The sequence below is a fragment of the Aquirufa nivalisilvae genome (assembly GCF_003143535.1).
Taxonomy (GTDB): domain Bacteria; phylum Bacteroidota; class Bacteroidia; order Cytophagales; family Spirosomataceae; genus Aquirufa; species Aquirufa nivalisilvae.
In genome coordinates this window covers 1,260,859-1,274,254 of the sequence record NZ_CP029346.1, presented here as the reverse complement: position 1 = coordinate 1,274,254, position 13,396 = coordinate 1,260,859, and the positions used below count along the sequence as shown (strand labels likewise).

General features: G+C 39.1%; 9 protein-coding genes. 4 read left to right on the top strand and 5 right to left on the bottom strand.

The features are described 5' to 3' along the window. Window positions 1-6: 6 nt before the first annotated feature. Window positions 7-1,278: a citrate synthase gene (locus HME7025_RS05620; protein ID WP_109322688.1), complete on the bottom strand. Its 1,272-nt coding sequence runs from the start codon at window positions 1,276-1,278 to the stop codon at window positions 7-9. A gap of 183 nt (window positions 1,279-1,461) precedes the next feature. Between HME7025_RS05620 and pepT the strand changes: the two genes are divergently transcribed. Beyond that, window positions 1,462-2,730 (top strand): peptidase T, encoded by a 1,269-nt coding sequence (gene pepT / locus HME7025_RS05615; RefSeq protein WP_109322687.1) that lies wholly within the window; start codon window positions 1,462-1,464, stop codon window positions 2,728-2,730. A gap of 126 nt (window positions 2,731-2,856) precedes the next feature. Here the strand turns inward: pepT and guaA are convergent, their stop codons facing one another. Together guaA and HME7025_RS05605 are read right to left on the bottom strand one after the other, a co-directional pair. Further along, entirely contained in the window at window positions 2,857-4,380 is a 1,524-nt protein-coding gene (guaA, locus tag HME7025_RS05610) for a glutamine-hydrolyzing GMP synthase (RefSeq protein ID WP_109322686.1), read from the bottom strand. A gap of 72 nt (window positions 4,381-4,452) precedes the next feature. Then, the gene (locus HME7025_RS05605; RefSeq protein ID WP_109322685.1) at window positions 4,453-5,628 is read right to left on the bottom strand and encodes an exo-beta-N-acetylmuramidase NamZ family protein; all 1,176 of its coding nucleotides are present in this window, start codon (window positions 5,626-5,628) and stop codon (window positions 4,453-4,455) included. A gap of 77 nt (window positions 5,629-5,705) precedes the next feature. Between HME7025_RS05605 and HME7025_RS05600 the strand changes: the two genes are divergently transcribed. After that, window positions 5,706-6,920, top strand: coding sequence for an ABC transporter permease (locus tag HME7025_RS05600; protein ID WP_109322684.1), 1,215 nt, complete (start codon window positions 5,706-5,708; stop codon window positions 6,918-6,920). A gap of 2 nt (window positions 6,921-6,922) precedes the next feature. Next, complete coding sequence (locus HME7025_RS05595) at window positions 6,923-8,773, top strand: M61 family metallopeptidase (protein ID WP_109322683.1); 1,851 nt, start codon at window positions 6,923-6,925, stop codon at window positions 8,771-8,773. Here HME7025_RS05595 and HME7025_RS05590 read toward each other — a convergent pair. Beyond that, on the bottom strand, window positions 8,763-11,039 hold the full coding sequence (locus tag HME7025_RS05590; protein WP_109322682.1) for an NADP-dependent malic enzyme: 2,277 nt from the start codon (window positions 11,037-11,039) through the stop codon (window positions 8,763-8,765). The two genes, HME7025_RS05595 and HME7025_RS05590, sit on opposite strands and share 11 nt — an antisense overlap. A gap of 21 nt (window positions 11,040-11,060) precedes the next feature. After that, on the bottom strand, window positions 11,061-12,320 hold the full coding sequence (locus HME7025_RS05585; protein ID WP_109322681.1) for a cation:dicarboxylate symporter family transporter: 1,260 nt from the start codon (window positions 12,318-12,320) through the stop codon (window positions 11,061-11,063). A 130-nt stretch (window positions 12,321-12,450) separates the two neighbouring features. On the opposite strand from HME7025_RS05585, the gene trxB reads away from it, so the two are divergent. Further along, window positions 12,451-13,389 carry a thioredoxin-disulfide reductase gene (trxB, locus tag HME7025_RS05580; RefSeq protein WP_109322680.1) on the top strand — a complete coding sequence of 313 codons (939 nt, stop codon included), beginning with the start codon at window positions 12,451-12,453 and terminating at the stop codon, window positions 13,387-13,389. Window positions 13,390-13,396 lie beyond the last annotated feature (7 nt).

Sequence of the window (13,396 nt, the reverse complement as noted above, 5' to 3'; positions counted from 1 at the left end):
ATAGGCCTATCGTTGAGCAATCTCAACAAATGCACGGCTTGTTGCCCCAGTATAAATTTGTCTTGGACGACCGATTGGCTCCTTATTTACACGCATTTCTTTCCACTGTGCAATCCAACCTGGAAGACGACCAATCGCAAACATCACAGTAAACATATTGGTTGGAATACCTAAAGCACGGTAAATAATTCCCGAATAGAAATCAACATTTGGATAAAGCTTTCTAGCAACGAAATACTCATCACTTAAAGCAGCAGCCTCTAAGCGAGCAGCAATGGCCAATACAGGATCATTTACGCCTAAAGCTTTTAAAACATCATCAGCTGCCTTTTTAATAATTTTGGCACGTGGGTCAAAGTTTTTGTACACACGGTGACCAAAACCCATCAGGCGGAAACCTGAATTTTTATCTTTAGCCATGGCAATGTACTTATCTGTATCACCACCATCTGCTTTAATAGCTTCCAACATTTCAATTACCTCTTGGTTAGCACCACCATGAAGTGGTCCCCAAAGTGCATTAATTCCTGCAGAAATAGAAGCAAATAAATTCGCATGAGATGATCCTACCAAACGTACGGTAGAAGTAGAACAGTTTTGTTCGTGATCAGCATGCAAGATCAATAATTTATTCAATGCCTTAGACACTACGGCATCTGCTGTATATTTTTCACCTGGTTTAGCAAACATCATTTGCAAGAAGGTAGAACAATAATCTACTGTGGTATCCGGCTGAATGATACCTTCTCCAATGGATTTTTTATAGGACCAAGTCGCCATAACAGGCAACTGAGCTAATAATCTCAACACACTTTTCTCATCATCACCCGCTTCATCAGTTGAATAAAATGCGGACATTGCTCCTACTAATGCAGCAATGGTACACATCGGATGAGAGCTCACTGGGAAACCTTCCGAAATTTTAAGCAAATCTTGATTTACCTGCGTATAAGATTGAATATCAGCAGAAAAAGCATCCAATTGAGCTTGAGTAGGCAATTCCTCGTGAATAAGCAAATAAGCTACCTCTAAAAATGAGGCTTTATCCGCTAATTCTTCAATGCTGTAACCTCGGTAACGCAAAATCCCCTCTTCACCATCCAAATAAGTAATTGAACTTTTCGTAACTCCAGTATTTTTGAAGCCTGGATCAAACGTAATGTAACCTGTCAAATCACGCAATTTTGCGATATCGATGGCCTTTTCGTTCTCTGTACCCTCCAGAGTAGGCAATTCAAAGGATTTCCCTTCGAGGTTAATAGTAGCCGGTTGAGACATAATTTTTTATAAGCTTAACTTTGGTATGATGTTAAAAATTGACAGAGCTAATTGCTTCAATCAAAATTCAAGCCTCTAAGATAATACGTAATTTTGAAAGGTTAATTACCTTTATGAATCCAAAAAAAATAAATTTAATTAACACAATTTTTTCTTTCTATATTTCAAAAATAATCGGTTTATATGACCAATATCTCCCAAATATTCCAAAAGTACACCTACAGTTCCGCACAGCGATTTCTTACTTATGTACAAATTGACACTCAATCTGACCCCAACTCTTCCAGCAGCCCTACCACTGAGAAACAAAAAGATTTGGGAAAAGTTTTAGTTCAGGAATTAAAACAGTTGGGAATTGACTCTGCCCATATGGATGAATATGGCTATGTTTATGCCTTAGTCCCATCCAACATCAAACAATCCATCCCAGGTCTATGTTTTTGTGCCCACATGGATACATCTCCCGACTGTTCAGGTAAAGATGTCAAACCAATAATCCATCAAAATTATCAAGGACAAGATTTGGTATTACCCGATGACCCATCTGTGATCATTCGATTAAGTGAGCATCCCGATTTAGCTGAACAAATGGGTCATGATATCGTCACGGCTAGTGGAAAAACACTACTTGGGGCAGATAATAAAGCCGGAGTGGCCGAAATCATGGATGCCGTTCAATTTTGGGTACAGCATCCCGATGTACCTCATGGCCCAATATCCATCTTATTTACACCAGATGAGGAGGTTGGAAGAGGAACAGACCATGTCAATTTAGAAAAAGTAAATGCGCAATATGGATATACCATTGACGGTGAAAAAAGAGGACATCTTGAAAATGAAACCTTCTCAGCTGATGGTTTTACTATTTCAATTGAAGGAATTTCTCAGCATCCAGGATTTGCCAAAGGACGCATGGAAAGTGCTATCAAAATAGCTTCTGAAATAGTTAATTTACTTCCAAAAGATCACCTAAGTCCAGAAAGCACGGAGAAAATGGAAGGATTTATCCATCCAGTAGAAATTTCAGGTAGTGTAGAAACAGCAACAATTGATTTTATCCTACGGGATTTCAAGACCGAAAAGCTCCAAGAATATGGGGACCTACTGAAAGATATCACCCATCAAGTCCTTATAAATTACCCACATTCTAAGGTTCAGTTTAAGCAAACGGAGCAATATCGTAACATGAATGAAATTTTAATAAACCACCCTGCTTGCCTAGAAAATGCCATGGAAGCCATGAAAAGAGCTGGATTACAGCCAGAAATGCAAAGTATAAGAGGCGGTACTGATGGTTCTCGATTGACCTTCATGGGATTACCTTGTCCTAATCTATTTGCTGGAGAACATGCATTTCATAGTAAACAGGAATGGGTCAGCATACAAGACATGCAAAAAGCCACGGAGACTATTGTTCATTTGGCCGCCATTTACGCAGAAAAGGGGACTTAAGTCCCCTTTTCTTACTTTTTACAAGCTCAATTCGCTCCGTTTTTCCAACGCTGGCAGCGTTTAGAACGCTGACAGCGTTACGGAGCGGAAACGTTTTGAAAATTTATTTGTTGTCCAATTTCTTGATTATTCCCATTCAATCGTTGCTGGTGGTTTGGAAGAAATATCATACACCACACGATTGACACCCTTTACCTTATTAATAATTTCATTGGAAATCTTACCTAAGAATTCATAGGGCAAATGACACCAATCCGCTGTCATTCCATCCAAACTACTAACAGCTCTCAAGGCTACAACCTGCTCATAGGTTCTTTCGTCGCCCATCACTCCTACCGAATGAATCGGCAAGAGAATCGCTCCAGCCTGCCAAACTTGATCATAAAGACCTTCTGATTTCAATCCGTTTATGAAAATGGCATCTACCTTCTGAAGGATATCTACTTTCTCTGGGGTAATATCCCCTAAAATACGAATCGCAAGTCCAGGACCAGGGAAAGGATGGCGACCCAAGATTTCCTGAGGAATACCTAAGGTTTTACCAACTTTTCTAACCTCATCCTTGAACAAAGTATTCAACGGTTCTACCACTTTCAACTTCATAAAATCAGGCAATCCACCTACATTATGATGTGATTTGATGGTGGCAGAAGGTCCTTTTACCGAAACTGATTCAATAACATCAGGGTAAATAGTACCTTGGCCTAACCAAGCTACTCCCTCAATGGCATGAGCTTCATGATCAAAAACATCAATGAAGGTTTTACCAATCGCTTTTCTCTTCAATTCTGGATCACTTAAACCTGCTAAAGCATCATAAAAACGCTGTTTAGAATCTACTCCCTTCACATTTAAGCCTAAAGAATGATAGGATTCTAACACTTGTTCAAATTCATCTTTGCGCAGCAATCCATTATCGACAAATATGCAATACAAATTCTTTCCAATAGCTCGGTGTAATAATACCGCTGCTACGGAACTATCAACCCCTCCTGATAATCCCAATACTACTTTATCTTGGCCTAATTTTTCTTTTAAATTAGCCACAGTAGTTTCTACAAAGGAATCAGATGTCCAATCCTGCGTACAATCACAAACCTTCACCACAAAATTTCTTAATATGATACTTCCTTCCGTACTGTGAGTTACCTCTGGATGGAATTGTATCCCAAAAATTGGCTTAGAAGTATGAGCAAAGGCAGCAACTTTTACTGATTCAGTAGAACCAATAATTTCATACTGAGATGGTAATTCCATTATGGTATCGCCGTGCGACATCCAAACTTGACTACTATTGGAAATTTCATCCCACAAAATGGAATCTTTAGTTCCTGTCAAATGTGCTCGACCATATTCTCTATGTTGCGATGCCTGTACTGAACCACCTCCTTGATGCGCTAACAGTTGAGCTCCATAACAAATCCCCAAGATGGGCAATTCACCAAATAGGCTTAAATCAACTCTCGGAGAATCTTCATCTCGAACAGAGCAAGGGCTACCTGACAATATAATTCCCTTAACAGATGAATCAATGGTGGGTATATGATTGTAAGGATGTATTTCACAATAAACTTGAAGTTCACGTACTCTTCGAGCAATCAATTGGGTCACCTGAGAACCGAAGTCAAGAATAATAATTTTTTCCGCCATAGCTGCTTTGAATAAAAATAAACGGCAAAGGTCGCAATTTTAAACGAAAAGTCGAGTTTTTATTTGGTATTTCTATCGATAAATCAGGTACTTCTCACGAATCTTTTTATACTCCTTCAAGCCCTCCTGCCAACTTGCCCTAATCTCCTTCTCTGATTTACCTTCCAACATCATTTTTCTCAATTCGTTGGTTCCTGCTAACTTATCAAAAAAAGCCGGACTAGTAAAAAATGATTCTTTCTTCCCCGTTTTTTCAAAGAAGTAAAACAAATATTTCAAACTAAATCCCAATGCGCGGGTATCTGTTTTCGTTAAATCAAAACCATAACAAAGCTTTCCTTTCAAAGGAGGGTCCATTGCTCCAGGCAGCGGCTTGGGAGTAAATGTATAATCGCCTAAACCCTCCACATTGGTTCCTGCTACTTGAAATTGAGTGGTTGTCCCTCGGCCAATACTCACATTCGTTCCCTCAAATAGACATAATGAAGGATATAATCCTATGGCCTGATCATTGGGTAAATTCGGTGAAGGGGCTACACGGATATGTACTTTATCTGCATGCTTGTATTTTTTAACTGGAATTACCGTCAAATCACATTGAATTCCTCGATCTAACCAAGCTTCTCCATTAATCATTTTAGCCAACTCCCCCAAGCTACATCCATGTACCACAGGAATGGGATTCAAACCCACAAATGAAGCAAATTCCTTTTCCAAAACGGGTCCATCAACATAATGTCCATTCGGATTAGGACGATCCAAAATGATTAATTTTACACTATTTTCTGCGCAGGCTTCCATCACATAATGTAAGGTAGAACTGTAGGTATAAAAACGTGTCCCTACATCTTGGATATCAAAAATCAGCACATCAATGCCTTCCAAATCAGCCTTGGTTGGTTTCTTATGAGAACCATATAATGATATAATTGGCAAACCCGTCTTTTCATCTTTGCCATTATCAATGTGCGCTCCAGCATCAGCAGTACCTCTAAAACCATGCTCAGGAGCGAAAATTTTCTTAATTGGAACTTTTAAAGACAATAAGGTATCTGCCAAATGAGTTTTACCTAACACCGATGTATGATTGACCACTAAGCCTACTCGCTTGTCAAAAATCATAGGTAAATAATCAGCAATTTGTTGATCTCCTGGAATCGCTTTCGTTGATTGAGCCACTAACTCATGCGACATAAGTCCCTGGGTAAAGAACAACAATAAAATCAATAGCTTGTAGATTCGATGCATTCCTATTTTCTTTGCGGTTTAAAATTTACTTTTCAAATATCTGATAAATTTTAAGATTATTAACGTAAATCGACTGAATGAATTTTCCTCTTTTTGTTGCACGTCGGATTCGTAATACCCATGAGACCTCCTTTTCCAAAACGGTAACTTATGTTGGCATAGGAACAGTGGCTATGGGGGTCAGTATCATTCTCATTGCTTTTGCTATACTTTTTGGCTTCAAAAGTGCCATTCAAGATAAATTAACCAGTTTTGCAGGAGATATTCGCATCAACCAAATTAGCGGAAATCATTCTCTATCAGATAGTCCCATGTTGCGAAATTTTGCTTGGGAAAAATCGATACTTAAAAATTCGGCAGTAGACCACATTCAAGCACATTTACAAAAACCTGGTATTTTAGTTGGCGATGCTGGTCTAGCAGGAGTCGTTATCAAAGGAATTGGCCATGATGTCCCCAAAAACCAATTGTCGAAAAACATGCTGCAAGGGCAAGGGCAAGCTCAAATTCAACATCCTCAAGACATTGTTCTAAGTAATACCTTAGCTAAACAACTTAAAGTTAAACTAAACAGCAGCTTAATTCTTTATTTTCTAAGTAATCCGGAACGACCAAGAAAAGTAAAAATCACTGGAATTTATGAAACAGGATTAGAAGAGTTGGATAAAATGTTCATTTTGGCCGACCTTGGTTGGGTACAAAAAATGAATGGCTGGGGAGCTGATTCCATTGGTACATATGAAGTATTTCTAAAAAATACTTCTGATTTATATCAAAGTGCTGATGTCATTGAAGCAAGCATGCCTCCTGAGTGGCGATTGGAAACTATCACGGAACTATACCCTGCCCTGTTCGACTGGATGATGATGCTGGATAGAAATATTGTCATTTTCATCTCATTGCTTTTAGTAGTTGCCTGTTTCAATCTCATTGCTACACTTTGGGTTTTAATCATGGAGCGCATTCCAATGGTGGGTTTATTGAAAGCTATGGGTGCTAATCACCGACAAATTAGGACCATTTTTTGGTGGAATGGATTCTTTATTCTGCTTCGTGGCTTGGCTATTGGCAATATATTAGCCATGGTATTTTGTTATGTACAATCAACATATCACCTGATACCTTTAGATCCGGAAAGTTATTATATGAATTCCGTTCCCATTGTTTGGTCCATGTCCACTTGGATTTGGGTCAACATCGGCACCAGTCTTTTGGTTGCTATCATCATTACATTACCTACTATTTTTATTAAAAAAATCCAGGCTCAAGAAGCGCTGCAATACAAGCATTAATTATGAAAAGATTCCAACTATTCTTATTGCTGATTGTCTCGACTCTTGCATTAGGACAAGGTAAGGTTCAGTATAAGCTCGATTTAACCAAACTAGAGAATGATCGCTTAGAAGTCATTGTTAAAACACCCAAATTTAAACAAAAGGAGGTGGTTTATGCCCTTCCTAAAATCGTTCCGGGTACCTATGCCAATTACGACTTCGGTCGATTTGTTCAAGATTTTAAAGCACTAGATGCACAAGGGAAAAACCTTAAGTTTAAAAAAACTGGTCCCAATACCTATCAAATATCGAATGCTTCACAAATGGCTGAATTGCGGTATTTTGTCCATGATACTTGGGATAGTCCTGAAATATCAGGTGATTATGTCTTTGAGCCTGCTGGTACATCTTTCCAACAGGATAGCTTATTTGCCTTAAATACGCATGCCATGTTGGGTTATTTCATTGGCCATGAAAAGATCCAAGTGCAACTGTCCATTGATAAGCCCAAAACGATGTATGGAGCAAGTTCCATACAAAACAAAAGCCATTCAAGTACGGACCAATTTGAAGCTGCTTATTATCAAGAGTTGATAGACGCTCCCTTGATGTACGCTAACCCGGATACCGTGAGCTTTCCTTTGGCGAATGCCAACATTCTAATTTCAGTTTATTCTCCAAACAAAATGTGCTCTGCTGCTCAAGTAGCAGAACAGATTAAACCATTGCTGGAAGCACAAAAAAAATATTTAGGTGGCCAATTACCTGTCTCCAATTATGCATTTATCATTGTTCTTTCTGACAACATCAAAAACGGCAGTTATGGCGCATTAGAACACGCTCAATCTTCATTTTACTATTTGCCTGAAGGAAATATTCAGACTTTAGCCGAGACTATCCGAGAAGTTTGCGCCCATGAGTTTTTCCACATTGTAACCCCTTTGAATATCCATTCCGAGGAAATAGGCAACTTCAATTTTTTAGAGCCTAAAATGTCCAAACACCTTTGGCTATATGAAGGATTAACTGAATATGCCGCTCATCATGTTCAACTAAAATACCAAATCACCGATCTCAAGAAATTCATGTCCACTTTTGAAAACAAGTGGGAAGTAATGAATGTCCAATTTGATCGAAAATTACCTTTTACGGTCATGAGCGAGAAAGTACTTGATAAGTATAAAGACGAATATGGCAATGTCTACCAAAAAGGGGCCTGGTTGGGCTTTGGATTAGATTTAACCCTTCGAAAATTGAGTCAAGGAAAATATGGGACGCAAGAAATGATGCGTGATTTGGCTCAATATTATGGACCTCACCAATCTTTCAAAGACAATGAATTGTTTGACCAATTGGTTAAAATCACTCAAAAACCTGAATTGAAAAGCTTTTTTCAAAAATACGTAGAAGGAAAAGAAGAGATTCCTGTGGCCGATTGGCTTCATAGTATTGGCTATGAAATACAGGAATTTAGTGCCAGTCCCATCAAGTCCTTAGGCTTTGATTTTCAATCACTAAACGTGAATGCCGAAACTCACCGAGCGGTGATCAACTCAGAAGATGGAATTAATGAGTTTGGAAGAATGCTAGGTCTTCAAGCCAAAGATGAATTGGTATTTGTTAATCAACTATCTTTTAGCTTGGAAAATTTCAGCATGAATGCCGCCAAAGTATTGAAAGACATTCAATTAGGAGAAATATTAGAAGTTGAAATAGCCAGACCCAAAGGTAATGGTATATACGAAACTGTTCGATTAAAGGCTCCATTTCAAACCAGTATGGGCAGCGCTCCAACCTCCTTTGTACCTCAAAAGAATCCGAGCGATGCCCAACTGGAATTAAGAAAACAATGGATGAATTCTATTCCGTAGTTTGTGCTTCTACCACAGCGATAGCCACCATATTGACAATTTCACGCACACTTGCTCCTAATTGCAAGACGTGGACAGGTTTACGTAAACCTAGTAGAATAGGGCCTATGTATTCAATTTCGGCAGCCTCTTTCAATAAATTATAAGCAATATTAGCTGCAGATAAATTGGGGAAAATAAGCGTATTGGCCGTTTCATTACCCAAGCTAGCAAAAGGGTAGTTTTGTTGACGCAACTCCTTATCAAATGCTAAGTGAGCTTGCATTTCACCTTCGATCAACCATTGAGGATATTTTTCCTGCAAAATATGAGTTGCTTCGCGCATTTTAATGGCATCATCTCCATCTGCTGAACCAAAATTAGAATAACTCAACAAGGCAATTCTAGGTTGTAAATTAAAACGTTCCACAGCCTCTCCTGTCAAACGAGTAATTTCTACAATATCTTCTACTGAAGGTTGGAAATTGATCGTCGTATCGGAGAAAAACAGCGGCCCTTTTTTGCTTAGAAGTAAATACATACCCGCCACTTTTTTCACCCCCGGTTTTTTACCTATAATTTGTAAGGCTGGTCGAATAGCTTCTGGATAATTCTTAGTTAATCCCGAAATCACCCCATCTGCTCGATGAGTTTCCAACATCATAGCTGCAAAATAATTGCTCTTTCTTACTTGTTTTTCGGCTTCCCAACGAGTGTAACCACGTCTTTTACGCTTTTCATAAAACAAATCGGCAAATTCCTTCAGTAAAGGCTCACTATCTGGATGTTTAAAATCAAGAATTTCAGTGCCTTGTAAATCAATGTGGTGTTCCTCACAAATCGCTTGAATGGTCGCTTGATTCCCCAACAAAATAGGCTTAGCAATTCCTTCATCTAATACTTCTCTAACTGCTTTTAATACTTTTAAATTCTGAGCATCAGCAAATACAATTCGTTTAGGATTACTCTTAGCGCGCTTCAATATGAATTTCATCACCTGATTATCCAAACCTAAGCGTTTGGCCAATTGATGTTCATATTCATCCCAATTTTTAATTTGAACCGTAGCCACGCCTGAATCCATGGCTGCCTTGGCTACTGCCATAGAAACAGTTGTAATCAATCGCGGATCAACCGGCTTTGGAATAATATATTCGGGTCCAAAACTAATACTCTTTTCATTGTAGGCCAGATTCACAATATCAGGCACAGGTTTTTTTGCTAAACATGCCAAGGCTTTGGCCGCAGCTAACTTCATTTCATCGTTAATCTCAGAGGCTCTTACATCCAAGGCTCCTCTAAAAATAAAGGGAAAACCCAAGACATTGTTGACTTGGTTAGGATAATCCGACCGGCCCGTTGCCATGATTAAATCATCTCGAACGGCTTTGGCTTCTAAATAACCTATTTCAGGAGTTGGATTAGCCATAGCAAAGACAATGGGGTCTTTGGCCATGGTAGCCACCATGTCTGGAGAAAGAATATTTCCAACTGATAATCCTAAAAATACATCAGCCCCTTTCATGGCTTCTGCTAATATCCTTTTTTCTTGGGCCTCACAAGCTAATGGACTAACGTATGGATTCAAATCCGTTCTAGCTTTTGAAACTAGACCATCTTTATCAAAAATTAGAAAATTTTCAATCTTAGCTCCTAATTGCAAGTATAATTTGACACAAGAAATTGCCGCAGCACCTGCTCCAGAAACCACAAAACGAGCTTGATCAATCTTTTTGCCTACAATTTCCAAGGCATTAATTAAAGCTGCGGAAGAAATAATCGCAGTACCATGCTGGTCATCGTGCATGATAGGGATCTTCAAGCGCTTTTTCAGTTTCTCTTCTATTTCAAAGCATTCGGGCGACTTAATATCCTCTAAATTGATTCCTCCAAAAGTAGGTTCCAATCGAACAACCGTCTCTACAAAATCATTGGGCTCCAAGCAGTTTAACTCAAGGTCAAACACATCGATATCAGCAAAAATCTTAAATAACACACCCTTCCCTTCCATCACCGGCTTACTGGCTTCTGGACCAATATTTCCTAAGCCCAATACAGCTGTTCCATTGGAGATTACCCCTACTAAATTGCCTTTGGCAGTATATTGGTAAACTTTTTCAGGAAATGCAGCAATCTCTAAACAGGGTTCTGCCACACCTGGGGAATATGCCAGCGATAAGTCTCGCTGTGTGGCGGTTGATTTGGTGGGTTTTACTTCAATCTTCCCTGGCTTACCTTCGGAATGGTAAGCTAAGGCATCTTGTTTTAAAATAGATGAAATGGACATAATTTGATATGTTGATGAAATTTATTCGGATTCAGGAGCGTGAAATTCACCCTCATGTTTGGCTAACCAAATGGTCGCTACTCCATTACCAATAAAATTAGTGATTGCTCGGGCTTCAGACATGAATCGGTCTACTCCTAGTAAAAGTGCTAAACCTTCTAAAGGTATAACCTGCAAGGCCGTTAAGGTGGATGCTAATACGACAAATCCACTTCCTGTAACGCCAGCTGCACCTTTGGAAGTAACCATCAAAACGCCAATGATGGTTAGTAATTGTTCCCAGTTAAGTTGAATGCCATATACTTGAGCCAAAAATAAAGTGGCCATGGATAGGTAAATACTGGTACCGTCTAAATTAAAGGAATATCCTGCGGGAACAACTAAGCCAACAACAGACTTAGAGCATCCCATTTTTTCTAATTTTTGCATTAAAGATGGCAAGGCGGCCTCCGAGGAAGATGTGCCTAAAACAATCAAAAGTTCTGCTTTGATATAACTCAAAAAGGAAGTGATTCTCTCTCCGCAAGAGCGCATGACCAAGGCCAAAATAACAAATATAAAGAGCCCCATTGTGATATAAACAGAAGCCATCAATTTGGCTAATGGTAATAAGGAATATATGCCAAATTTACCGATGGTGTAAGCCATTCCGCCCATAGCACCTAATGGAGCCAAATACATCACCCAGTGCAGCGCTTTGAAAACCCAATGCGAAGCTTGTTCCATACCTGAAATCATCCGGGCCTTACCACGAACTGAGTTCAAAAAGACCCCAAAAAAGATGGAGAAAAATAAGACTTGAACGGTAAAGTTTTCTTTTAAGAACAATAACCAAGAAAACGAAGCAGCTTTGGCAGTGTATTTACTGATATCTCCCCCAGCCACATCCGAACGAATAACACCTTCACCTGGCACCAAAATAGTGGATACTAAAAGACCTATAATCAAAGCAATGGTGGTAATCACTTCAAAATACAACAAGGCTTTTCCCCCTACTCTACCTACCTTTTTAAGGTTACCCATATTCACAATTCCTAAACTAATGGTTAGGAAAATAATGGGATGAATAAACAATTTCACTAAACTGATAAAAAAACCACTCAATAATTCACTGACACTAGGCCCCATGCTGATATCAGCACCTAAAAATGAATAAGTGAATTTCTTATCCATCAAGGAATACAAGGCCCAATCTGGAGCAAAATGTCCTAATAGAACACCAAGAAAAATGGAGATTAATACCCAAAAAGTAAGGTTCTGTGTAATTTTCTTTTTACTCATTCGTTTGTATGCAGATGATGAACAAATGTAAGGATTAATAGCAAATTATCCTCGTTTGGGATTCTGCGCTTATTTACCGAATTTTGCACCTTCATGAACCTTTTGAGATCTTCAAGGTGTTATTAATTTTATGGCAGAAAAAATAAAATGTTTGATTATCGGCTCAGGGCCGGCAGGTTATACCGCAGCAATTTACGCATCTAGAGCAGGTTTACAACCGATCATGTATCAAGGTGGACAACCAGGTGGTCAATTAACGACTACCACGGAAGTTGACAATTTTCCAGGCTACCCGAAAGGTGTAGATGGTCCTACAATGATGCAGGATTTAGAAAATCAAGCCAAACGATTTGGTACCGATGTGCGTTTTGGATTAGCTACTAAAGTTGATTTTACAAGTCAGCCTAAAAAAGTATGGATTGATGATCAAACTGAACTAGAAGCCGATGCAGTTATTATCGCTACTGGAGCTTCTGCCAAATGGTTAGGACTAGAAGGAGAAACAACATTCAATGGCTTAGGAGTTTCTGCCTGTGCCGTTTGTGATGGATTCTTTTACCGAAATCAAGTCGTGGCTGTGGTTGGCGCAGGTGATACAGCAGCAGAGGAAGCTAGCTATTTAGCCAATTTGTGTACAGAAGTTCACATGATTGTTCGTAGAAACGAAATGCGTGCTTCTTTAATCATGCAAGAACGTGTTAAAAACAATCCAAAAATACATATTCACTGGAACTCTGAAACGGAAGAAATTCTTGGGGATGCGAATGGAGTAACGGGTATCCGAATCAAAAATAGGGAGACAAATGCCACCGAAGAAATTGCTTTAACTGGCTTTTTCGTAGCTATTGGTCATCAACCGAATACATCCATTTTTAAGGGTCAATTGGACATGGATGCGCAAGAATATTTGATTACAGAAAAAGGCAGTGCTCGGACTAATATCCCAGGCGTATTTGCGTGCGGTGATGTGCAAGATTCTATTTATCGTCAGGCCGTAACAGCGGCAGGTAGTGGTTGTATGGCTGCTTTAGACGCGGAAAGATGGTTGGCTTCCAATCATTTACATTAATATTCAT